Annotated in this window: 16 protein-coding genes and 1 riboswitch; of the genes, 9 read left to right on the top strand and 7 right to left on the bottom strand. The window is 73.1% G+C overall.

The window, feature by feature from the left end; genetic code table 11:
- The first annotated feature begins 120 nt into the window (after window positions 1-120).
- Window positions 121-1,245, top strand: coding sequence for an alpha/beta hydrolase (locus ACIRQ7_RS04485; protein ID WP_404259764.1), 1,125 nt, complete (start codon window positions 121-123; stop codon window positions 1,243-1,245).
- Here ACIRQ7_RS04485 and ACIRQ7_RS04480 read toward each other — a convergent pair.
- Window positions 1,240-2,085, bottom strand: coding sequence for a GNAT family N-acetyltransferase (locus ACIRQ7_RS04480; RefSeq protein ID WP_404259763.1), 846 nt, complete (start codon window positions 2,083-2,085; stop codon window positions 1,240-1,242). The two genes, ACIRQ7_RS04485 and ACIRQ7_RS04480, sit on opposite strands and share 6 nt — an antisense overlap.
- A gap of 59 nt (window positions 2,086-2,144) precedes the next feature.
- Window positions 2,145-3,269, bottom strand: a complete 1,125-nt coding sequence (locus ACIRQ7_RS04475; RefSeq protein WP_404259761.1) for an NlpC/P60 family protein — start codon at window positions 3,267-3,269, stop codon at window positions 2,145-2,147.
- A 351-nt stretch (window positions 3,270-3,620) separates the two neighbouring features.
- On the opposite strand from ACIRQ7_RS04475, the gene ACIRQ7_RS04470 reads away from it, so the two are divergent.
- Window positions 3,621-3,974, top strand: a complete 354-nt coding sequence (locus tag ACIRQ7_RS04470) for a hypothetical protein (RefSeq protein ID WP_401461859.1) — start codon at window positions 3,621-3,623, stop codon at window positions 3,972-3,974.
- A gap of 159 nt (window positions 3,975-4,133) precedes the next feature.
- Here ACIRQ7_RS04470 and ACIRQ7_RS04465 read toward each other — a convergent pair whose 3' ends face one another.
- Complete coding sequence (locus ACIRQ7_RS04465) at window positions 4,134-5,297, bottom strand: NlpC/P60 family protein (protein WP_404259759.1); 1,164 nt, start codon at window positions 5,295-5,297, stop codon at window positions 4,134-4,136.
- A gap of 7 nt (window positions 5,298-5,304) precedes the next feature.
- A riboswitch (cyclic di-AMP (ydaO/yuaA leader) is annotated at window positions 5,305-5,491 on the bottom strand.
- A gap of 296 nt (window positions 5,492-5,787) precedes the next feature.
- Between ACIRQ7_RS04465 and pcrA the strand changes: the two genes are divergently transcribed.
- Complete coding sequence (gene pcrA, locus ACIRQ7_RS04460; RefSeq protein WP_404259757.1) at window positions 5,788-8,250, top strand: DNA helicase PcrA; 2,463 nt, start codon at window positions 5,788-5,790, stop codon at window positions 8,248-8,250.
- An 82-nt stretch (window positions 8,251-8,332) separates the two neighbouring features.
- On the opposite strand, the gene ACIRQ7_RS04455 is transcribed toward pcrA, so the two are convergent.
- Together ACIRQ7_RS04455 and ACIRQ7_RS04450 are read right to left on the bottom strand one after the other, a co-directional pair.
- Complete coding sequence (locus ACIRQ7_RS04455) at window positions 8,333-10,117, bottom strand: peptidoglycan DD-metalloendopeptidase family protein (RefSeq protein WP_404259756.1); 1,785 nt, start codon at window positions 10,115-10,117, stop codon at window positions 8,333-8,335.
- A gap of 224 nt (window positions 10,118-10,341) precedes the next feature.
- Window positions 10,342-11,172: an esterase/lipase family protein gene (locus ACIRQ7_RS04450; RefSeq protein ID WP_404259755.1), complete on the bottom strand. Its 831-nt coding sequence runs from the start codon at window positions 11,170-11,172 to the stop codon at window positions 10,342-10,344.
- A gap of 422 nt (window positions 11,173-11,594) precedes the next feature.
- Here ACIRQ7_RS04450 and ACIRQ7_RS04445 point away from each other — a divergent pair, with 422 nt between their 5' ends.
- Window positions 11,595-12,005: a cobalamin B12-binding domain-containing protein gene (locus tag ACIRQ7_RS04445; protein WP_401461874.1), complete on the top strand. Its 411-nt coding sequence runs from the start codon at window positions 11,595-11,597 to the stop codon at window positions 12,003-12,005.
- A gap of 110 nt (window positions 12,006-12,115) precedes the next feature.
- On the opposite strand, the gene ACIRQ7_RS04440 is transcribed toward ACIRQ7_RS04445, so the two are convergent.
- Complete coding sequence (locus tag ACIRQ7_RS04440) at window positions 12,116-13,888, bottom strand: DUF5691 domain-containing protein (RefSeq protein ID WP_404259754.1); 1,773 nt, start codon at window positions 13,886-13,888, stop codon at window positions 12,116-12,118.
- 80 nt (window positions 13,889-13,968) lie between these two features.
- On the bottom strand, window positions 13,969-15,366 hold the full coding sequence (locus ACIRQ7_RS04435) for an SWIM zinc finger family protein (RefSeq protein WP_404259753.1): 1,398 nt from the start codon (window positions 15,364-15,366) through the stop codon (window positions 13,969-13,971).
- A 167-nt stretch (window positions 15,367-15,533) separates the two neighbouring features.
- Between ACIRQ7_RS04435 and ACIRQ7_RS04430 the strand changes: the two genes are divergently transcribed.
- The 5 genes from ACIRQ7_RS04430 to ACIRQ7_RS04410 all read left to right on the top strand — a co-directional run bounded on the left by ACIRQ7_RS04430 (window position 15,534) and on the right by ACIRQ7_RS04410 (window position 23,258).
- Complete coding sequence (locus ACIRQ7_RS04430) at window positions 15,534-16,667, top strand: AAA family ATPase (protein WP_404259752.1); 1,134 nt, start codon at window positions 15,534-15,536, stop codon at window positions 16,665-16,667.
- Window positions 16,664-19,645 carry a DUF5682 family protein gene (locus ACIRQ7_RS04425; RefSeq protein WP_404259750.1) on the top strand — a complete coding sequence of 994 codons (2,982 nt, stop codon included), beginning with the start codon at window positions 16,664-16,666 and terminating at the stop codon, window positions 19,643-19,645. The genes ACIRQ7_RS04430 and ACIRQ7_RS04425 overlap by 4 nt, the downstream gene beginning before the upstream one ends.
- Window positions 19,642-20,877: a VWA domain-containing protein gene (locus ACIRQ7_RS04420; RefSeq protein WP_404259748.1), complete on the top strand. Its 1,236-nt coding sequence runs from the start codon at window positions 19,642-19,644 to the stop codon at window positions 20,875-20,877. Before ACIRQ7_RS04425 ends, ACIRQ7_RS04420 begins: the two co-directional genes overlap by 4 nt.
- 169 nt (window positions 20,878-21,046) lie before the next feature.
- A complete protein-coding gene (locus ACIRQ7_RS04415) occupies window positions 21,047-22,021 on the top strand; it encodes a hypothetical protein (RefSeq protein ID WP_404259746.1) in 975 nt (324 codons plus the stop codon).
- A 94-nt stretch (window positions 22,022-22,115) separates the two neighbouring features.
- Window positions 22,116-23,258, top strand: coding sequence for a hypothetical protein (locus ACIRQ7_RS04410; RefSeq protein ID WP_404259745.1), 1,143 nt, complete (start codon window positions 22,116-22,118; stop codon window positions 23,256-23,258).
- Window positions 23,259-23,289: the final 31 nt, after the last annotated feature.

Here is a 23,289-nt window from a genome sequence, read left to right as displayed (position 1 = left end):
AGAGGGGCAACCACGACGACGCGGATCGTCATCTAACGGCGCGGAAAGGCTCGCTGCCGACGGCGGTGCCGAAACCACACCCCACGTCGTCCGCGTACTGTCCTGGAAGCGAGACCCCCGATGAGCCTGACGGGCACGCCCTTCTTCCTCACCTCGATCGCGCTGCTGGCCGTCGCCTTACTGCTGCCGCTCGCGCTCTGGACCCGGATATCCGGGCCGCGCCTGCTGCGCGGCCTGGCCCGGCTGATGATGCTGCTGTTCGCCCAGGTGACGGCCATCATGGTGGTGTTCGTGCTGGTCAACAACGCAAACAGCCTCTACGACACCTGGGACGACCTGCTCGGCACCGGAAGCCATGTCGAGGCCGCCCAGGATCTGGGCCCCGACGGCATGGGCGGCCGGCAGATCAGCAACGAGCCCAAGCAGCTCCAGGCCTTCCGGCCGGCGGACGACCCGGTGGTGGGCACCGGAGTGCAGCAGACCGACCTCAGGGGGAAGATCTCGGGCGTCAGCGGCGAGGTCTATGTGTGGCTGCCACCGCAGTACAACGATCCCGCGTACCGGAACAAGAAGTTCCCCGTCGTCGAGCTGCTGCCCGGATATCCGGGTTCGTCGAAGTCCTGGCTGGGTGCGCTGGGCGTGGGGGAGCAGCTCAGGCCGCGGATGCAGCGCGGTGAGATCGCACCGTTCATCCTGGTGGCGCCGCGGACCAACGTCCTCAGTGGCGCCGACACCGGGTGCGTCAACCTCCCGGGCAAGGTCAACGCCGACAGCTGGCTGACGGTCGACGTACGCCGGATGGTCATCGACAACTTCCGGGCCGGTGACGCGCCGGACGCGTGGGCCCTCGCGGGCTACTCGGCGGGCGCCCACTGCGCAGCGAAGCTCGCCCTGGCGCATCCGGACCGCTACCGGGCAGCGGTTGCCATGTCCGGCTACAACGACCCGGCGATCGAGCGCGACTCCCTCGCCGGCAAGGACCCCGAGCAGCGTGTCCGTTCCAACCCGATGAACATTCTGCGGTCCGCCAATGCCGCCGGGAAGCCGCCGCGTACGGCGCTGTATGTGTCGGGTGCGGAGGGTGACGGATACCAGGCGGGCATCGGGCTGCGGCAGTTGGCGCAGAATCCGACGACGGTCACCGTACGGAAGATCGCGGCCGGCGCCGGCGGCCACACCACGGCGGTGTGGAAGCAGCAGGTGCCGGAGGTCTTCCGCTGGTTGGGCCACCAGCTCAGGTCATGAGCGCGCCGGGATGACCGCTGCCGTGACCGGCGCGCGCAGCCGCCAGCCCAGGGCGCGGTAGAGTTCACGGCCGTCCGGACTGGCTACCAACACACCCTCCACGGCGCCGAGTTCGACCGCATGTGCCGCGAGTGCGGCCATCACGACCCGGCCCAGTCCGCGGCGCCGGTGCGCGGCGTCGGTCCCGATCATGTCGAAGACGGCGGAGGGGCGGTACGCGCCGCGGTGCCCCGTCGGGGAGACGAGCGCGACCCGGCCGCTCGCGGCGGGCACGGGGGTCGCCCCGGAGTCGGCCGACCCCGTCTCCTCGCAGGCCAGGACGCGGGCGTCGAGGGTGCCGTCGTCCTGGTGGGAGACGTCCAGCCGGTAGCCGGGCGGTGGTGCGAGGGGGCGCGTCGGCGGCACCGCCAAAGGGGACGTCATCAGGTACTGCGGGTCGCTGATCTCCCAGGCCGGGGTCAGCGCGGGCGCGACCGCTTCGCGTGGTGCGCAGACCTTGAGCCCGAGGCCGGGGGTGGTGATGCCGTCGACCAGCCGTCGCAGGACGGCCGGGTCGGCGGTCGGCAGGACGTAGCGCGCGAGGTGGTGCGGCCGCCCGACCTCGATCCGGAACCCGCCGGGGACCTGCCGGGGCGCGTCCGTGCCGCGGGCGCGGGCCCAGCCGTCCACCCAGGCGTGGACGACGGCGGGGAGCGCGCCGGACCGGGAACCGGTGCCGGATCCCGAACCCGTGCCGGCCCCGGCCGCGAAGTCGAAGCCGGAGCCGAAGCCCAAGCCGGAGACGGCCCCGGAGCGGGCCCCGGAGTCGGAACGCGCCCCGTCGGCGCAGGAGTTGGTCACCCGGCCGAGCCTAAAGGCGCCCGCCCGGCCGTGCCGCGCTTTAGGCCGCGCTCCGGTGGTCACGCCGGCCTGCTGGCTCCCGCGAACGGCATCTCGTCGATCGGCGCGATCCGTACGGGCGCTCCCGGGTGCGGGGCGTGGATCATCTTGCCGCCGCCGATGTAGAGGCCCACGTGGCTGATGCCGGAGTAGAAGAACACCAGGTCACCGGGGGCGAGTTCGGACCTGGCGACGCGCTGTCCCGAGTTGATCTGGGTGTAGGTGGTGCGGGGCAGCGAGATGCCGCCGGACTTCCAGGCGGCCTGGGTCAGCCCCGAGCAGTCGAACCCGGAGGGTCCCGTGGCACCCCAGATGTAGGGCTTGCCGATCGCGCCGCGGGCGAACGAGACAGCGCGGGCGGCGCGGGAGCCGGGGGCCGCTGCCGGCGCCCCTGTAAGGGAGCTGACGAGGTCGCCCTGGGGGCCGTCGCGGCCCGTTCCGCGGTCGGCGTGGCCGTCCTGGCCGGCGGCCCGCGCCATCCGCGCTCGCTGCTCGTCGGTCAGGTGGTCCAGCAGCCGCTCGGCGGAGTCCAGCTTCCGCACCACGGTGACCCGGTGCTTCTTGAGCGCGGACTCGGTGCGCACCAGCCGCTCCGTGGTCGCCTCGGCGCGTTCGCGGATCTGGCGGACGCTGCCGAGCCGGCGCGCGTACCCGGCCACGGCGGTCGCCTGATGGCTGCCCACCCGCTCCAGCACGGTGGCGCCGTCCAGATAGCGCTGCGGGTCGGCGGAGAGCAGCAGCCGTACGGTCGGGTCGACGCCGCCCGAGCGGTACTCGGTCGCGGCCATGGTGCCCAGCTCGGCCCGTGCGGCGTTCAGTTTCCGGGTGCGGCGGGCGGCCTCGTCCTGCAGCGCGCTCAGCTCCGCACGCGCGGTATCGGCCTGCTCCTTCGCGCCGTTGTACTTCTGCGTCGCCACCTCTGCCTCCTGGTACAGCGCTGCGACTTGGTGCTTGACCTGGTCGGGTGCGGGGCGGGGAGCGGCCTGGCCGGTGCCGTCGAAAGCGCCGGCCGTGGCGGCCCCGGCGAGGGCCAGGGTGGCGGCCGTACGGGCCGTGCGTGCGGTCCGGGCGCCGACGCCGGGCAGCGCGAACGGGGCGAGCGGATGCTGCGTGGTCCTGCGGTGCGACGCCACTGGGGCCGTCACTTCCTTCCCTGCGGGCCGTGCATGGCCCGGCTGGTCCGTGGTCCCGAGGGGCCCGGCGGCGGCCCCTGGCAAGGGGGCGGGCCACCGCCGGGCCCGGCACGGCGTCCGATCCGTCACCGGACGGATGCCGGCAACGGCGGGGAGTCGGCCGCCTGGAGGAGGACGCTAAACCTGGGTGTCACCAAGGAGCCTTCACTTGCCCGGCACTGGTCGCTTTCGGCCGCTTCCGTTACGTGAATGCTCGCCCGGTCACCGCCGGCGAGGCCCGGGACCGGCATGTCCTGACCGATGCGGCGATTGCGGGCGCCCTGCCTGAAGGCCCGTGCTATGCGGCGGATACGATCCAGCACTATGGACGTAGTAACCAATATCTTCGTCGGTCTGCACATCATCGGCATCGCCTCCCTGCTGGGCGGCTTCCTGACCCAGATGAAGGCCATGAGCGCCGGCGGCGCCCGCTTCGTGCCGGCCATGCTGCACGGCGCGCTGACGATGCTGGTCACCGGCATCGTTCTCGTCGGCCTCAACCAGGCCGACGACCATCCGGTCAACAACCTCAAGATCGGCATCAAGCTGGCCGTCCTGGTGGTCATCCTGGCGCTGGTCTACGTCAAGCGGGACGAGGAGAAGGTCGACAAGGCGCTCTTCGGCGCCGTCGGCCTGCTCACGGTCGCCAACATCTTCATCGCGGTCCTCTGGACCTGAGGACCCCAAAAACGGCACACCGCGCGGTCGGCGCACTCCGGACTCCGGAGGCGATGACCGCGCGGTGGCCTGTGGGGGGTGGCCGTGGGGGGTGGCCGTGTGGGGGGTGGACTCAGGGGGAGGCCGCGGGAGCGCGGCCCCCGTGGAGCGGGCGGGCCCTCAGGCCGGGCGGACGCTCCCGTATATCGGCATGTAGTAGATCGACTCCTCGCGGACGCTGGCGCCCGGTTTCGGAGCGTGGATCATCTTGCCGCCGCCTATGTACATCCCGACGTGACTGATGTCGTCGTAGAAGAAGACCAGGTCACCCGGCTGCAGATTCTTGGTGGCCACCCGCTCGCCGGTCTTCACCTGATCCCAGGTCGTCCGCGGCAGATCGACCCCGGCCGCCTTCCACGCCGCCTGCGTCAGACCCGAGCAGTCGAAGGAGTTGGGGCCGGTCGCGCCCCAGACGTACGGCTTGCCCATCTGGGCACGGGCGAAGGCGAGCGCCTTCGCGGCCTTGGAGGAGGTCTGGCCGTCGCCGGTCGAACCGCCGCCGGACCCGCCGGCCGAGCCGTCCGAGGAACCGTCGCCCGGTCCGCCGCCCTGCCGCTTCTGGTCCGCCTCGCGCTGCTTGCGCTCCTTCTCGGCCTGCTCCTGGGCCTTGCGCTTGGCCTCCGCCTCCTTCTCGCGCTCCAACTGCGCGAGGCGCGCCTTCTCCTGGGCGGTCAGCCGGGACAGCAGCTGCCGGGCCTCGGCGAGCTTGCCCTGGACCGACGCCTTGGACTCCTTCAGCGACACTTGCGAATCCTGCAGCCGCTCCAGGCTGCGGGTCGCCTCGGCGCGCTGGTGCGCCGCCGCCGACTGCTGCTCCTGATAGTCGCTGACGGCTTGCTTCTGCCGGCCGGTCAGCCGCTCCATCAGGTGGCTGCGGTCGAAGAACTGCTGCGGGTCCTTGGCGAGCATCAGCTGCGCGGTCGGGTTCATGCCGCCGGTGCGGTACTGCGCGGCGGCGTAGGTCCCCAGCTGGCGCCGGGACTCGTTCATCTTGTCGGCACGCTTCGCCGCGGCGTCGAGAAGGCCGTTGACTTTGTCGCGCTGCTCGTCGGCGTTCTCCTTGGTGGCGTTGTACTTCTCCGTTGCCACCTCGGCCTGGTGGTACAGGTCGTCGACCTTCTTCTTGACCTCTTCGATGCCGGGCTTGGGCGCCCTGGGGGCCGCATCGGCGGACTGCGAGAGCAGCGTGACCGAGGCGAGGGCAGCAGTGGTGAGCCCGGCGGCCGTACGACGGCTTCCGGGCGAGGTGAGTACGCGGGTGCGCGGCTTGCGATGCGACGCCAAGGCCGGCGACTCCTTCCGTGGACCGCCTACCGGGTTAGCTGTCGGGTTCGGGCGGGTGTCGCTGACGGAAGGCTTGCCCTACGGTCCGTACCGCCGCTGGCGACGGCTGTACGGATCGATTCACCCCGGTGGTGCTGGTGGGTCCCCGGCTCCGGCTGCCTTCGTGGCAGGAACGGACTCGGCGTGGCGGCCCGTGCTGACGCTTTCGTCCGCGGGGATGCGGGCTGCCTGAGCGTGCACGGTAGCCAACTCGTGTGGCTCCTGTGAAGGCTGATGTTCGATTTGCCCGAAACCTTTTCGTGACCTGAACGCGATGCGGGGGCACTTGCGCCAGATGTCGGATTCGGTTACGTGACGGAGAGCGGTGCGGCCGGTTCCGGACGGTGAACCCCCCTTGTCCGCTCCGGCAGACGGCGCCTCTCCACGTCCGCGACCGGTATCGGCGACTCCGGCGCGGGCTGTCAGTGGGGCGCTCTAGACTCGGTGGGCGATGAGCAGCCTCTTTGACGACAGCTTCCTGGCGGACCTCGGCCCCAAGGGTGAGGAGCCCCCGCCCCCTCCCGAGGACGAGCACGGCCCGCCCGCGGAGGAGGTGCCGGCCGACCTCTTCGGCGGCGCTTTCGACGCGCCCGCGCCCAGGGAGCCGTACTACCGCGACGGCGCCCCCCGCCCGGCCGTCGATCCCGCGGCGCTCCTCGACGGGCTCAACGACGAACAGAAGGCCGCCGTGGTGCACACCGGCGGCCCGCTGCTCATCGTCGCCGGCGCCGGTTCCGGAAAGACCCGGGTGCTGACCCACCGCATCGCGCATCTGCTCGGCTCGCGCCATGTCCACCCCGGCCAGATCCTCGCGATCACCTTCACGAACAAGGCCGCGGGCGAGATGAAGGAGCGCGTCGAGGAGCTGGTCGGACCGCGCGCCAACGCCATGTGGGTCTCGACCTTCCACAGCGCCTGTGTCCGCATCCTGCGCCGCGAGTCGAAGAAGCTCGGCTTCACCTCGTCGTTCTCGATCTACGACGCCGCCGACTCCAAGCGGCTGATGGCGCTCGTCTGCCGGGACCTGGACCTCGATCCCAAGCGCTTCCCGCCCAAGTCCTTCAGCGCGAAGATCTCCAACCTCAAGAACGAGCTCATCGACGAGGAGGACTTCGCCGGCACCGCGGCCGACGGCTTCGAGAAGACCCTGGCCCAGGCGTACGCGATGTACCAGTCGCGGCTGCGCGAGGCCAATGCCCTGGACTTCGACGACATCATCATGACGACGGTCCATCTCCTCCAGGCCTTCCCGGATGTCGCCGAGCACTACCGCCGCCGCTTCCGGCACGTCCTCGTCGACGAATACCAGGACACCAACCACGCGCAGTACACCCTCGTACGCGAGCTGGTCGGCCCCCATGAGTCCGCCGCCGAGCTGTGCGTCGTCGGCGACGCCGACCAGTCGATCTACGCCTTCCGCGGCGCCACGATCCGCAACATCCTCCAGTTCGAGGAGGACTACCCGGACGCGACGACGATCCTCCTGGAGCAGAACTACCGCTCCTCGCAGACGATCCTCTCCGCCGCCAACGCCGTCATCGAGCGCAACGAGAACCGCCGCCCCAAGAACCTCTGGACGGACGCCGGCGCCGGCCCCAAGATCACCGGCTATGTCGCCGACACCGAGCACGACGAGGCCCAGTTCGTCGCCGACGAGATCGACCGGCTGACCGACGCCGGCGACGCCAGGGCCGGCGACGTCGCCGTCTTCTACCGCACCAACGCCCAGTCCCGCGTCTTCGAAGAGATCCTGATCCGGGTCGGGCTGCCCTACAAGGTCGTCGGCGGCGTGCGCTTCTACGAGCGCAAGGAGGTCCGCGACGTCCTCGCCTACCTGCGGGTCCTCTCCAACCCGGAGGACACCGTCCCGCTGCGCCGGATTCTGAACGTCCCCAAGCGCGGCATCGGCGACCGCGCCGAGGCGATGATCGACGCCCTGTCCCTGCGCGAGAAGATCACCTTCCCGCAGGCGCTGCGCCGGGTCGACGAGGCGTACGGCATGGCCGCGCGCTCCGCCAACGCCGTCAAGCGGTTCAACGTCCTGATGGAGGAGCTCCGCACCATCGTCGAATCCGGCGCGGGCCCCGCGACCGTCCTGGAGGCGGTCCTGGAGCGCACCGGCTATCTCGCCGAGCTGCAGGCCTCCACCGACCCGCAGGACGAGACCCGCATCGAGAACCTCCAGGAACTCGCCGCCGTGGCCCTGGAGTTCGAGCAGGACCGCGGCGAGGAGAGTCCCGGCACCCTCTCCGACTTCCTCGAACAGGTCGCCCTCGTCGCCGACTCCGACCAGATCCCGGACGAGGAGGAGGACGGCAGCGGCGTCGTCACCCTGATGACGCTGCACACCGCCAAGGGCCTCGAATTCCCCGTCGTCTTCCTGACGGGCCTGGAGGACGGCGTCTTCCCGCACATGCGCTCGCTGGGACAGACCAAGGAGCTGGAGGAGGAGCGCCGCCTCGCGTACGTCGGCATCACCCGCGCCCGCGAACGCCTCTACCTCACCCGCTCGACGATGCGCAGCGCCTGGGGCCAGCCCTCGTACAACCCGCCCTCCCGCTTCCTGGAAGAGATTCCGGCCGACTACGTCGAGTGGAAGCGCACGGGCCCCGCGACGCCGTCCGCCTCGATGGGCGGCCTCTCGGGCGGCGGGGGCGGCGGCTTCGGTTCGGGCATCACGGCCGGCATGTCGTCGGGGCGGGCGAAGGGCCCCAGCGGGTTCGCGACCCGGCGGGGCAAGGAGCATCCGGTGGTCGCGCTGGCCATCGGGGACCGCGTCACCCACGACAGCTTCGGACTCGGCACGGTCGTCGGGGTCAAGGGATCGGGCGACAACGCCGAGGCGACGATCGACTTCGGCGGCGAGAAGCCGAAGCGGCTGCTGCTGCGGTACGCGCCGGTGCAGAAGCTCTAGGAAGCGCGGCCCGGCCGGGGCGGATCCGCCCCGGCCCTGACGCCGCCACGGGGGCGGTTGCCGGTGCCTGTGGCGTCCTGGGTCAGTTCGGGTCGAGACCGTGACTGGTCAGCCACGGCAGCGGGTTGATCGGCTCGTTGCCGCCGGGGCGCACCTCGAAGTGCATGTGCGGGCCGGTGGAGTTTCCGGAGTTGCCCGAATAGGCGATCTGGTCACCGGCCTTGACCGATCCCGACCGGATCTTGGTGCTGCTCAGGTGGCAGTACCACGTCTCGGTGCCGTCGGGCGCTGTCACGATCGCCATGTTGCCGTAGGCGGAGTCCAACTGCGTGCGGACGGTCCCGTCGGTGGCGGCCATGACGGGCGTGCCGTAGCTCACCGGGAAGTCGATTCCGGTGTGCACGGACATCCAGTTGACGCCGGCCTGGCCGAAGAGCGCACTGAGTCCGTGCTGCTTGACCGGCAGCACGAACTTGGGGCGGGCGGCCTCCTTGCGGGCCGCCTCCTCCGCCTTGCGCTTCTTCTCCAGCGCCTGCCGCTCCTTGAGGTCGATCCGCTCCTGGGTGCGGTTGGCCCGGTCGGCGAAGTCGTCGGCGCCCCGGCTGAGTCCGGTGAGCTGGGTGTCGAGCTTGCTGTTGGCCACGGACGGTTTGACGTCATCGGGCGACGACGCCGCCTGCGTGCTCTTCTCGTCCTTGTCCTCGGCGCCCAACCCGGAGACCGAGGCGGCGGCGACGGCGCACACGCCCATGGCGGCGACCGAGGGAACGGCGACGGTCAGCAGCGCCGACCGCTTGACCGTGCGGCGGCGCCCGCGCCCGCGGACGGCCTTCCCGGCGGCCGGGCCCTCGATGCGCGCCTCGCCCATGGCCGCGACCGGCATGGCCTGCGTCATCGCGTCGGCGACGGACGCGGCGTCGTCGGAGGGGGCGGGCTCGTGTGAGGGGGAGGCGGCGGTGGCGTCGTCCTCGGAATCCGCGCCGTCACGGGTGATGCCGGGCTCGTACGCGGCCTGCACACCCTGGCCCCAAGTGGTGGTTTCCCACTGGCTGCTGTCGTCGGCGGGCGGCCCGGCCTGCGCGGGGATGTTGGCCATCAGCCCCTGGTCGGTGGTGGCCCAGACCGCCGTGGCCTCGAAGCTGCCGGTCTCCTCCACCGCGGTCGACCCGTACTCGGCGGTGTCGTACGCCGGGGTGCCGTACGCGGTGGGGTAACTCCCGGTGTCGTACGCCCCGGTGGGGAAGCTGCCGGTGTCGTACGCGCCGCCCGGGTAGCCGCCGTCGTGGCCGACGGTCGCGTAGGCCCCGGTGTCGTACCCGGGCTGCCCGTAGGCGGCGGACCCATGGGCGGCGGTCGTGTCGTACCCGGTGGTGTCGTAGGCGGGCGCCTCGTACGCGGTGTGTGCGTACGGGTCGTAGCCCGGGTCGGTCTGCTGCGCGCCGGTGGCGGCGTAGGCGCCGGTGTCGTACGCGCCGGTGCCGGAGAGGTCGTAGCTACCGGTGTCGTACTGGCCGGGGGCGAAGGCGCCGCCGGTGATGGTGCCGGTGTCATACCCGCCCGAGGCGTAGCCGCCGGCCGGGTAGGCGCCGGTGTCGTATCCGCCGCTGCCGGTGTCGTACGTCCCCGTGGCGTAGGTGCCCGTGCCGTACGCCTGGGTGTCCTGAGCGGCGTAGCTGCCGGTGTCGTACATGCCGGTTTCGTACGAGCCCGGGAGCGAGCCGAAGAGCGGGTCGCCATCGCCGAATTCGGCGCAGCCGGACGGGGAATGCTGCTGCCCGTAGGGGTCGTAGACCGGATAGTGGGCATACGAGGCGTCGGAAGCGGGTCCTGTCGGAGGCTGGGCCTCCGATGGGTGACGGTCGTTCACCAACTTCTCTTTCGCCTCGGCAGCAGGAGAATTAGCGGCGACTGTACCCGGCGGTATGCGACGGCGACAATCTTCCACAGGTTTCCGGCTCGCCAAGACCGGGCATTTGGCCGCCTTTCGGCAGCGGGCATGCGAGTTCTTGGCGCCCCGTTCGAGGTTTGTTCGATGTCCGGCCAAGATCACTTTGCCGTCACGGGGCGATTGTCGCGTGGCGGGCGAGGAGATCAGGCCACCGAAATGGCACTCTCGGCCCCTTTCGCCGCCCCGGCCGAGGCGAGCGCCTCGCGGATGCCCGACGCGACGGTGCCGTTGACCGGTAGCGCGAGATGTCCGACACCGGCGACATGCACGTTGCGCGCGATCAGATCCGGGTGGGTGAGGCGCGCCGTCGTGGCCGGAACCATCACCTGGTCCTCCTCGCTCCAGAACGCCACGAACTGCGTCCGGCACCGCGGGGCCGGAAGGGACAACTCGGCGATCACATCGGAATCCGGACGCATCTGGCGAACGATCGGGTGCGCAGACATCAGAGGCGCGACGCGGGTGCCGGAGTGGGGCGTGCCGAGCGTGATCACGGTGCGGACGCGGGCGTCGCCGCCGAGACGCTGTACGTAATAGCGCGCGATGAGCCCGCCGAGGCTGTGGCCCACGATGTCCACCCGGCGGTGGCCCGTGCGGGCGCACACCTCTTCCACATGCCGGCTCAACAGCTCGGCGGCCTTGCGGAGGTCGCAGGTCAGCGGGGAGTAGTTGAGCGCTGTGACATGGCGCCAGCCGTGCCGGAGCAGCGAGCGGCGCAGCAGGACGAAGACGGAGCGGTTGTCGACGAAGCCGTGAAGGAGGAGGACCGGCGGATGGGAGCGGCCCTCCGTCGGGAGGAGCAGCGGCGCGTCCGGGGCGGGGGGTGCGGCTGCGGTCGGGGTCGGCGCGGGGGCCGCGCGGGTGCCCTGCTCGGGCTCCTGGGTCATTCCGGTCGGATAGAGGAGCAGATGGCCGGCGAGGGTCACCAGCTCGATCACGGTGCTGCGGAGCAGCAGAAAGGGCATGGCCTTCATGGCCGACCTCCCGGATGGCACGCGGAAGGCGGCTCCGGCCCCCGTATGCCCTAGTGGGAAGTCATCTGCAGCGACGGCGTGCTGGTCGCTCGCCCTGATGCGCGCCGTGCGGCGCGGTGGTCCGGCTGCGGCTTCCCGTGCGCCCTGCCCGCGAGGCCTCACCGCCCGGCTCCGGCGGTCCGACACGCGGGACGCGGCGCTTCGCGAATGTGTCCCATGTGTGATTTCCCCCTCCCTGCATGTCACGAAACGGCTGGGTACGCGATGCTGGCGATAACGTTCGTTCACTCGTGGCCGCCGATCGTGGCCGCGCGATCGATTGTCGGCTCGGCGGCACCGCCCGGGTGAGTGCCGTGCATGGCTTGGAGGCAGTGATGGGTGTGGCTCGGCATGACGCAGCGCAAGCGGGAAGCCAGGGCACGGTGGGCAGGTCGGGGCCGATCCGCGTCGTAGTGGCCAAGCCGGGCCTGGACGGGCATGACCGGGGGGCCAAGGTCATCGCCCGCGCCCTGCGTGACGCCGGTATGGAGGTCATCTACACCGGCCTGCACCAGACCCCGGAGCAGATCGTCGACACCGCGATCCAGGAGGACGCCGACGCGATCGGGCTGTCCATCCTCTCGGGCGCCCACAACACCCTCTTCGCGAAGGTGATCGCCCTTCTGGAGGAGCGCGACGCGGCGGACATCAAGGTCTTCGGCGGCGGCATCATCCCCGAGGCGGACATCGCGCCGCTCAAGGAACAGGGCGTCGCGGAGATCTTCACGCCCGGCGCGACGACCACCTCCATCGTGGAATGGGTCAACGCACACGTGCGGCAGTCGGCCGTCTGATCCGGCCGCGCCGGCTGCCGGGCAGGGGAGCTTCCCTGCCCGCGGTCGTACCGCGGTGAGTGGTGCCGCTGCCCTGGCCCTCCCGTCGTCGTCCGCTGCTCCGCCCGCGGTCATGGGGTTTCCCGTGCGGGCGGGGTGAGTTCGGCGTGCATGGTCGCGCGCAGCCGCAGGGTGCCGACGAGGCGCTGGAACGCCTCGGACCAGTAGCCGCCGGCGCCCGGCGAGGCGCCCTCCGGCTCGTCCGTGATCGCGGTGAGCATGTCGAGACGGTCCGCCGCCGCCGGGTCCAGGCAGCGTTCGGCCAGGCCCATCACGCCGCTGAAGCTCCAGGGGTAGCTGCCCGCGTCCCTGGCGATGTCCAGCGCGTCGACGACGGCCCTGCCCAGAGGCTCGGCCCAGGGGACCGCGCAGATCCCCAGCATCCGGAAGGCGTCCGAGAGACCGTGGGCGGCGATGAACTCCGCCACCCACGCGGCCCGTTCCTCCTCGGGCAGGGCCGCCAGCAGCTTCGCCGGATCGCGTGACGAGCCGCCGGGCGACACCTCTGAGGGCTGCGCGGGCGCGGTCGGCGTGCCGAGCAGGGCACGCGCCCAGTCGGCGTTCCGCTGGCGGACGGCGGCGCGGCACCAGGCGTCGTGCAGCTCCGTACGCCATTCGTCGGCGACCGGCAGCGCGATGATCGCCGCGGGCCCGCGGCCCCCGAACCGCTCCGGCCAGGTCTCCAGCGGCGCCGCTTCCACCAACTGGGCCAGCCACCAGGACCGTTCCCCTCTGCCGGACGGCGGCCGCGGCGCCACACCGTCCCGCTGCATCGCGGCGTCGCACTCATGCGGCGCCTCGACGACGATCAACGGGCCGGTGGCGGCGGCTTGGCCCTTCCCGCTCGTGTCCGCCGGGACGGTGCGGTCCAGGCTCACGCACGTACGGGCGCGCTGCGCCATGCGACCGGCCAGCGCGGAATCGGGGAGTGCGGAGAGCAGCTCGGCGGCGGTCGCCCGGACCGTGCGGCTGCGGTCGGACAGGGCCTGTTCCAGGAATGGTTCGTCCGCCGACGACAGGCCCTCGCGCAGCGAGTCGACGAACATCAGACGGTCCTCGGCGCGCTCGGTGGGCCAGGTGGTGGCGAGGAGTTCGAGGCCGGCCCGGCGGTCGCGGCGGCGGACCGCTGTCAGCAGGGCGACCCGCTCCGCGAACAGGCCCTCCTCCCAGAGGCGCCGGACGCTCTCGGGGGTGGCGGCCGCGGGCGACGCCGTCGGGGAGCCGATACCGCGCAGGGCGAACTTCCACTCGTCGTTCAGCCGCGCCAGCCACAGGGCGCGCGGCCCGGCAAAGGCCAGCGCGGCCGGTCGCAGGTCCGTACGGGCACGGGCGGCGTCGAGCAGGGCGGGCAGCAGTGCCTCGGGGGCGCGATAGCCGCGCTCGCCGGCGGCGGTGAGCCACTGGGGCAGCAGCTCGGTGAGGTCGGGGGCGGTGCCACGGCGGCTCCCCGCGGCGCCGCCGCGATCGGCGAGCAGCAGGGACAGCCGGCGGCGCGCGGCGGGCGGCAGCGGAGGGCGCGGGTCCGCGGGGGCCGGTGCGGGACGCTCGCCTGCCGGTGCGGGACGCAGGGCGGCGCGGCGGCGCACCGTGCTCACGGCGGCCGCGTCCAGCAGTGCGGCCGCGCCGGCCTGGCCGGGGCGTACCGCGACCGGCGGACGACGCCGGTCCGTCCCGAGCAGCGCGGCGCTCACCAGGTCGGCCCAGGCGGCGCCGGGCGCGGCGGTGCGGGCGGTGCGGGCGTTGAGGACATCGTCGGGCGCGGGCGCGGGCCGGGTGGTGGCGGACCCGGGGGCGGTCGTGGACGGGGACCCGGTGGCGGGTTCGGTGGGGGCGGGGATCGGCATGGCGTCTCTTCTCCAGGCGTCGGAGGGTGCGCGGGTCGAGCCGGGCGTGCGGTGGCCGGGGCCCGGGTGGGGGAGGCGGGTCACAGGGACACCGGGGCCGGGTCCCAGACCGTCAGGGGCAGGAATCCGCGGTGGCCGCATTCCCCGAAGACCGTGACCGGGGCGCCGCCCGAGATGGCGGCCAGCTGCCACAGGCCCGGCCGCCCCAGGGCGCGCGGGTCGAGGGGGAGCGCCGACTCGCCGTCGGCGTCGGCGAGTTGCCATCGGGCTCCGTCGGCCGCGGGTATCGGGGTGACGTCGGCGAGCACCACCGGCCAGAAATCCAGCCAGGGGTCGTCACGCAGCGCGTCGCCGTACGCCGCCAGCGCCGCGTCGATTCCGCAGCCCGGGGGCACCGGGCCGGGCGCCGCCGGGGCATGCCGCGCGCCCAGGGCGGCGCGCAGCGGGCGGGCGCCCGGGTAATAGGCGAGGTCGGCGTCCAGCACCAGACCGGGCGGCAGGGCCGAATCCAGCGGGCGGCCGGCGGCCCCGAAGGAGAGGTGCAGCGCCATCCGGCCGCTCCGCTCGCCCTTGAGGTAGATCCTGCGGGTGGTCAACCTGCCGTCTTCGCTGTCGTGTTGAGCCAGGCTGAGCCAGCGGTCCCGGAACGTGGCCGCCTCGGGGCCGGTCAGCAGGTCGGCGGCGTCCGTGGTCAGTCCGACGCGCGAGCGGACCGTCGCCGCGAGCGGGGCCGGCAGCTGCTCGACCCCGAGGAAGCCCTGGTCGAGGAGGTGCAGCAGCGCGCACTCCTCCAGCAGCCGGGCGGGCCAGTCCGCGCCGGAGGACACCACGGCCCCCAACTCCCTTACCCTGCCGGCGAGTCCCGGAGCCTGCGCGTCGACCATGCGGGCCGCCGTCTCCTCCCAGGAGCCACCCCCGCTCCCGGCCCCGCCCGGGCGGGAGGTGCCCTGGGCTGCCCGGCCGGCCGTCGCGAGGCCGGAACGCAGCAGATCCTCCAGGCGCTGCTCCAGATCCGCGGCGCCGGCGGCGATCCGCTGCGCGCGTCGGTCCGCCCGCCGCCTGGCGGCCTCCGGGTCGGCCGGTGCGCGCGCTGCGGGGCTGCCGCCCGGCGCCGTGTCCGCGCGCTGCCCGGCGCGCTCCCGGCGCCCGGCCAGCCACTCGCCCGCCCACTCCGGCGGCACCCCCGCCTCGACCGATCCGTCCCCGCCCGCCCAGAGCAGCAGCAGCCCCAGCGCGTGCTTGCACGGGAACTTCCGGCTCGGGCAACTGCACCGGAACGCGGGCCCTTTGACGTCCACGACGGCTTGATAGGGCTTCTTGCCGCTGCCCTTGCACTGCCCCCACACCGCGCCGTCGTCCGTGCCCGTCCCGGACCACGGGCCGGGCGCCGCGAGCTTGCCGCCCGCCTTCCGTGATGAATCGTCAGGTGCCAGTGCGAGCACCTGATCCGTCGTCCAGCGTTCCCCCTGCGGATTCATGTCATCGACGCTACGACCGACCACTGACAATCGCCGTCGCGCAGGACGAACAAGCAGGTCAGAGGCGGATTTCGGGTGATTGTCAGTGGCGTGGTGCAGCCTTGGATCTGCAAGCGGCCGGCGGGATCGAGGGGTGCCGGCCGCAGACCTTGCGACGAGGGGGAACCATGTCGGGGAACAGCATCGAATCGACGGCGGAAGCGCTGCGCGAGGCGGACGCGGGCCAGGCGCTGCGGCCGCACGCGGAGGACACCTTCGCGGACGAACTCACGGCGCTCGCCGCGGCCGACGACCGGCCGCGGCCGGAGCGCTGGCGGCTCTCGCCGTGGGCGGTCGCCACCTATCTGCTCGGCGGCACACTCGCCGACGGCACGGTCATCACACCCAAATACGTCGGCCCGCGGCGGATCGTCGAGGTCGCCGTGACGACCCTCGCGACGGACCGCGCGCTGCTGCTGCTCGGTGTGCCCGGGACCGCGAAGACCTGGGTGTCGGAGCACCTCGCGGCCGCGGTCAGCGGCGACTCCACCCTGTTGGTGCAGGGCACCGCAGGCACCCCGGAGGAGGCGATCCGGTACGGCTGGAATTACGCCCAGCTGCTCGCGAACGGCCCCAGCCGTGCCGCCTTGGTGCCCAGCCCCGTGATGCGCGCGATGGCGCAGGGTATGACGGCGCGGGTCGAGGAGCTGACCCGCATCCCCGCCGATGTGCAGGACACCCTCATCACCGTTCTGTCGGAAAAGACCCTGCCCATACCGGAGTTGGGGCAGGAAGTGCAGGCCGTCCGCGGCTTCAACCTGATCGCCACGGCCAACGACCGCGACCGCGGGGTCAACGAGCTCTCCAGCGCGCTGCGCCGCCGCTTCAACACCGTCGTCCTGCCGCTGCCCGCCACACCCGAGGAAGAGGTGGACATCGTCTCGCGCCGGGTCGAGCAGATCGGCCGCTCGCTGGACCTGCCCACCGGCCCGGAAGGCATGGACGAGATCCGCCGGGTCGTCACGGTCTTCCGCGAACTCCGCGACGGCATCACCGCCGACGGCCGTACGAAGCTCAAGTCGCCGTCCGGCACCCTGTCGACGGCCGAGGCCATCTCGGTCGTCACCAGCGGCCTGGCGCTGGCCACCCACTTCGGGGACGGCATGCTGCGCTCCGGGGACGTGGCCGCCGGCATCCTGGGCGCGGTCGTCCGCGACCCCGCCGCCGACCGCGTCGTCTGGCAGGAGTACCTGGAGGCGGTCGTGCGCGAGCGCGACGGCTGGAAGGACTTCTACCGCGCCTGCCGCGAGGTGAGCGCATGACCGGGGGAGGCTTGCCCGGAGGAGGCGCGGGCGGCGCCGACGGGCCGGTGCTCCTCGGGGTGCGGCACCACGGCCCCGGTTCGGCGCGGGCGGTGCGGGCCGCGCTGGACCAGTCCCGGCCCGGCGCCGTCCTGATCGAGGGCCCACCGGAGGCGGACGCGCTGGTGCCGCTGGCCGCGCAGGAGACCATGCGGCCGCCCGTCGCCCTGCTCGCCCATGTGCTGGACGATCCGGGCCGCGCGGCGTTCTGGCCGTTCGCCGAGTTCTCCCCGGAGTGGGTGGCACTGCGCTGGGCGCAGGAACACCGCGTCCCGGTCCGCTTCATCGATCTGCCGGCGGCGCACTCGCTGGCGATGACGGAGGAAGCGGAGGAAGCGGAGGAAGAAGCGGCGGGAGAAGACGGCGGCGACGGGGACGCAAGGGGCGGCGGGGACGCCAAACGCGACGGGGACGCCGCGGGCGGCGAATGTGTCGTAGGCGGAGAGAGGGGAGCGGGCGTCGGCAAGGAGGACGCGGACATCCGGGTCGATCCCATCGGGGTGCTTGCCGCGACCGCCGGATACGACGACGCCGAGCGCTGGTGGGAGGACGTCGTCGAACACCGCGGCGCGGACGGCCGGGCGGAGGCGGACGCGCTGGCGCCCTTCGCGGCGCTCGCCGAGGCCATGGGCGCGCTGCGCGAGGCGTACGGCGACGGCGGACACCGCCGCGATCCGGTGCGCGAAGCCCATATGCGCCTGCGTATGCGGGCCGCACAACGCGAGTTCGGGGACCATGTCGCGGTGGTGTGCGGGGCCTGGCACGTTCCGGCACTGGCCCGCCGCGGCGCCGTGACCGCCGACCGGCAGCTCCTCAAGGGCCTGCCCAAGGTGAAGGCCGCGGTCACCTGGGTCCCGTGGACCCACCGGAGGCTCGCCCGCCGCAGCGGATACGGCGCCGGCATCGCCTCGCCCGGCTGGTACGGCCACCTCTTCAGCGCCCCCGACCGCCCTGTCGAGCGCTGGATGACCAAGGTCGCCGGAGTGCTCCGCGCGGAGGACTACGCCGTCTCCTCCGCGCACGTCATCGAGGCGGTGCGGCTCGCCGAGGGGCTGGCCGCGGTCCGCGGCCGGCCGCACGCCGGGCTCGTCGAGGCGGACGACGCGATCCGCGCCGTCATGGGGGACGGTTCCGCTGCGCCCTCGTCGCTGATCCACGACCGGCTGGTCGTCGGGGACGTGCTGGGCGAGGTCCCGGAGGACGCCCCCGCCGTGCCGCTGCAGCGCGATCTGGCCCGTATCCAGCGGACGCTGCGGCTCAAACCGGAGGCGCTGGAGCGGGAGGCGGAGCTCGATCTGCGCAAGGAGACGGACGCCGGACGCAGCAGACTGCTCCACCGGCTGCGCCTGCTGGGCATCCCCTGGGGCGAGCCGACCAGGTCGCGCGGCAGCACCGGCACCTTCCGTGAGACCTGGCGGCTGCGCTGGGAACCCGAGCTGTCGGTGCGGGTCGCCGAGGCCGGTATCTGGGGCACGACCGTGCTCTCGGCGGCCACCGCCAAGGCCGTGTCCGACGCGGCGGGTGCGGCGTCCCTCGCCGAGGTCACGTCGCTCGCCGAGCGGTGCCTGCTCGCCGAACTCCCCGACGCCCTGCCGGTGGTGATGCGGGTGCTGTCGGACCGCGCCGCGCTGGACGCGGACGTGGGGCATCTGGCCCAGGCGCTGCCCGCCCTCGTCCGCTCGGTGCGCTACGGCGATGTGCGCGGCACGGACGGCGCGGCGCTCCGCGAGGTGGCGTTCGGCCTGGCCGAGCGGGTCTTCGTCGGGCTGCCGCCGGCCTGCGTCGGACTGGACGCGGACGGCGCCGCCGAGATGCGCGGCCATCTCGACGCCACCCATGGCGCGGTCGGGCTCCTCGGCCAGCCGGTGACGGCCCGGCCGGTGGCCGGCCGGGTGGCGACCGGCCGGCCGGTGACCGGCGTGCCGGAGGCGGCGCCGGCGGCGGGGCTGCGGTCCCGGTGGGCCGGCGTGCTGCGGTCGGTGGCCGGGCGGGACACCGTGCCGGGGCTGATACGGGGGCGGGCATCCCGACTGCTGCTGGACGACGGCGAGTTGGGCGAGGAGGGAGCCGAGCATCTGATGGGGCTCGCGCTCTCGCCCGGCACCCCACCGGCCGACGCCGCCGGATGGATCGAGGGGTTCGCCGGCGGCGGGGACGGCGGGGGAATGCTGCTGGTCCACGACGCACGCCTGCTGGCGCTGGTCGACGGCTGGCTGACCCGCGTACCGGCCGCGGCGTTCACGGATGTGCTGCCGCTGCTGCGCCGGACCTTCGCCGAGTACGAGGCCGGGGTGCGCCGCACCCTCGGTGAACTGGCGCGGCGCGGGCCCGCCGCCTCGACGGCATCCCGCCACCCGGCGGACGACGGCACGGACGAGGCGGCACCCGGCTTCGGCCCCGGCCTGGACCGCGACCGCGCCGCGGCCGTACTTCCCACGCTGAGCCTGCTGTTGGGCTGTAGCCGCCGGGAGGGAGACCGCGAAGCGGGCACGGGAACGGGCGCGGGCACAGACGCAGGCACGGACGCGTGGGCAGGCGCCGCTATCGACAGTGCCGCCGACGCCGACGCCGACGCCGAGACCGACACCGATGCCCATGCCGATCTCGACGCTGATACCGGCGCCCGATCGGGCCGCGCCCAGGACAGCAGCAGCCACAGCGACACCACCACAAGCAACGGCAATAGCAACAGCAACAGCAACAGCAACAGCAACGCCAAGAGCAACGCCAACAGCAACGCCAAGAGCAAGGGCAACGGCAACGGCAGCGGCAACGGCAGCGGCACCCGACATCACAGCGAAGGCAGCACCAACACCAGCGCAAACAGCACCAACACCGACAGCACCAACACCAACAGCACTGACAGCACTAACACCAGCGCAAACAGCACCAACACCGACAGCACCAACACCAACAGCCTTGCGGGGGCGGGTAGATGAGTGGCAGCAGTGGGGCGGATCGCACGAAGGTGAGGGAGTACGGGGGTGTCACCGGTGCCGAGGCGCAGGCGGAGCGGCTGCGGCGCTGGCGGCTGGTGCTCGGCGGAGGCGAGGCGGAGGGCACGGGCTGTGCCTTGCGGGGCCAGGACGCCGCGATGGACGGGGCGCTCTCCGCGCTGTACGGCCAGGACAAGGGAGGCCCGGTTGCCGGGGGGAGGGCGGACGGTGGACAGCGTGCGGCGGGGCTGGGCGCGTCGGCGCCCGGGGTGGCGCGCTGGCTCGGCGACATCCGTACGTACTTCCCGACCTCCGTGGTGCAGGTGATGCAGCGCGACGCGATCGACCGGCTGGGTCTGTCCGCGCTGCTGCTCGAACCGGAGATGCTGGAGGCCGTCGAGGCGGACGTCCATCTGGTGGGCACCCTGCTCTCGCTCAACAAGGTCATGCCGGAGACGACCAAGGAGACCGCGCGGGCGGTCGTGCGCAAGGTCGTCGAGCAGCTGGAGAAGAAGCTGGCGTCCCGCACCCGCGCCACCCTCACCGGAGCCCTGGACCGTTCCGCACGGATCAGCAGGCCGCGCCATCGCGACATCGACTGGGACCGCACGATCCGGGCGAACCTCAAGAACTACCTCCCCGAGTACCGCACGGTGGTGCCGGAGCGGCTGATCGGCTACGGGCGGGCCGCGCAGTCCGTGAAGAAGGAGGTGGTGCTCTGCATCGACCAGTCCGGTTCGATGGCGGCCTCGGTCGTCCATGCCTCGGTGTTCGGCGCGGTGCTGGCGTCCATGCGCGCCATCGACACCCGGCTGGTCGTCTTCGACACCGCGGTGGTCGATCTGACGGACCAGCTCGACGATCCGGTCGATGTCCTCTTCGGTACCCAGCTCGGCGGCGGTACGGACATCAACCGCGCGCTCGCGTACTGCCAGTCGCGCATCAGCCGCCCCGCGGAGACCGTCGTCGTGCTCATCAGCGACCTCTACGAAGGCGGCATCCGGGACGAGATGCTCAAGCGGGTCGCGGCGATGAAGGCGTCCGGGGTGCAGTTCGTGACGCTGCTGGCGCTGTCCGACGAGGGAGCACCCGCCTACGACCGCGACCACGCCGCGGCCCTCGCGGCCCTGGGGGCACCGGCGTTCGCGTGTACGCCGGATCTCTTTCCGGAGGTGATGGCGGCCGCGATCGAGAAACGGCCGCTGCCCATACCGGACATGGGGGAGCAACGGTGACAGCAGGGCCGGGGGGACTTGCCAGGCACCTGGCGGGTCGTGCAAGGATCAGCGCATCGCTCGATCGCCTGCGACGCGAGTGACACCGAGGCCGTGTGCCCGCGTGTCCCCGTCCGTATGGGAAGGCCCCTCCTTGTCCGCTGTGCCCGTGACGCCTGCCGCTGTGCGCTTGCCGCGCACAGTGGCCGCGCGGCGTGCGCTGCTGGCGGGTCTCTTCCTGGTGGGCTTTGTCGCTCTCGGCTTCGCCTTCGGCTCCGGCGCCCACGCCGACGACCGCGACTCGGCACAGGCCCGGTCCGGGGCAGCCGCCCCGGGCCGGACCACCGCCGATGCGCCGTCCTCGGCCCGCTCCCACCTCACCGCACCCGCTCGGGCCGAGGCAGCGCCTCCGGCCGGGGCGCCCACCCCGGTCCGGGCCGCCACCCGGGACGGGGCGGTGGACGACGAAGCCGCAGCCGGTAGGGCCGTGGCCGAGGGCGCGGACCAGGGCGCGGAACGGGTCGACCGGCAGCGTGCGGATGTCGACCGGCAGGGTGCGGACGCCCGTGCGGAGATGGCCGAGCGCAAGGACGCCGCCTCCGCCACGGTCACCGAAGCCGTGCGGCCCGCCGCCGAGCGGACCGCGCCCGTCACCGACCCGATCGCCGACCCGGTGACCGGCGTCGTGCGGGAGGTTCGTGGCGCGGCCGGTGCCGCGCTGCCCGGAGGGCTCCCGGCCGGTGAGAACGCCGGCCGGCCCGGCAACGGCGGTGCGCCCGAGCACGGTTGCGGCCCGCAGGGCACCCGGCCGGACGGTTCGGGTACGGGGCGTACGGCGGATGGCCGGGCGACCGGACCTGCCGTGGAGCTGGTGTCCCCGGACGCCGCTGACCTGGGAAATTCCGCTGAGGTGCGGGCCGGTTCCGCGGTGCCCGAGCAGCGGGACCAGCGCCATGACGGCGGCCTTCCGGGGCAGTTCCCGCAGGGCCCCGCAGCCCCCACCTCGCACACCGCCGGTGACGGCCACGCCCCCCGTGGCGGGGACCAGCACTCCACCGCTCCGGCGGACCCCACGCGCTTCCGGCTGCTGCCCGGTGGCGTGCGTACGGCCGATGGCGCTCCGACGCGTCGGCGCGCCGAAGACATCCTCGAATTCCCGGGCTAGGGCAGACCGCTCCGCGTCTGTATCTGGACCTGCCGCGCGGGGGCGGGACAGGTCTGCCCGTCAAACCCCCTGAATTCGAAGGACTTTCACTCTCATGCGCACGAACATTCGCCGTTCCATCGCCGTTGCCGCCGCCGCTTCGGGCCTGTGGGCCCTGGGCACCGTTGCCGCCAACGCGGCCGAGCTGCCCGGCCTCCCGGCGCTGCCGGCCGCCGGTGCGGTGACCGACACCGCGCAGCAGCTGCCCGCTGGCGACGTGGCCAAGACCGCCACCGGGACCGCGACCAAGACCGTCGGTAAGACGGTCGGCCAGAAGGTCACCAAGACGGCAACGAAGACGGTGACGAAGACGGCCTCGAAGGCCACGACGACCGTGGGCGACGCGGCCGGCAAGGCGACCGGCGCCCTCGGCGGCGGCCTGCCCACCGACAAGCTGCCCACCGGCAAGATCCCCAGTGGTGTGCCCTCCACCGACCAGCTCCCCACGGGCACGCTGCCGACCGACAAGGTCAAGGACGGCGTGCTGCCCGCCGTCCCGTCGCTCCCGGCCGTTCCCTCGCTCCCCGCCGTCCCGGGTGCGCCGTCCGCCGGACTGCCCGGCGGTCTGCCGAAGAACGTCGCCCTGCCGCAGCACCTCGCCCTGCCCACAGCGCCTGCGCTGCCCAAGGCCCCCGCGCTGCCCAAGGCCCCCGGTTCGGCCGACAACCTGTTCGCCGCGCTCGCCGGGGCGGGCGTCCGCCCCGAGCAGCTGACGCAGCTCGCGCAGGGCGGTCTGGGCACCGTCCGCCCGGCCGTCGACAAGGCGGCCGCCGACGTGCTGCCGCCCGTCGCCCGCCGTGTCGTCGTCAAGGTCGTCCCGGTCGCCCAGGGCGCCGTCGGTGGTGCCGGCCGGCTCGCCGGTGACGCGGCCGGCCGGACGGCCCCGTTCGCGGTCTCCGTCGGTGGCCGTGCGCAGGTCTTCGTGCAGGGCGTGACCACCGAGGCCACCCCGTTCGTGCACGGTGTGCGCAGCGATGCCACCCCGTTCGCGCAGGGCCTGGTCACGGTCGTGGCGGCCGACGCGCAGGACACCGCCACCGAGGCCGTCGCCGGCGCGCAGGGACTGGCCCCGGTCGCGTCCGTGCCCGCGGTGCCCGCCGGCGTCACCGAGCTCGCCGACCTCACCAACCCGGCCAACGTCCCGGCCCTGCCCGCCCTCCCGGCGGCTCCGGTGGCGCTCCCCGCTCAGGGAGTCTGAGCCGGCGGCCGCGGCGGCGGCCGGCGTCACC

This window comes from Streptomyces sp. NPDC101393 (genome assembly GCF_044767385.1).
GTDB lineage: Bacteria > Actinomycetota > Actinomycetes > Streptomycetales > Streptomycetaceae > Streptomyces.
Note: the sequence above shows the minus strand (reverse complement) of the source record. Positions and strands in the feature narration are given on the sequence as shown.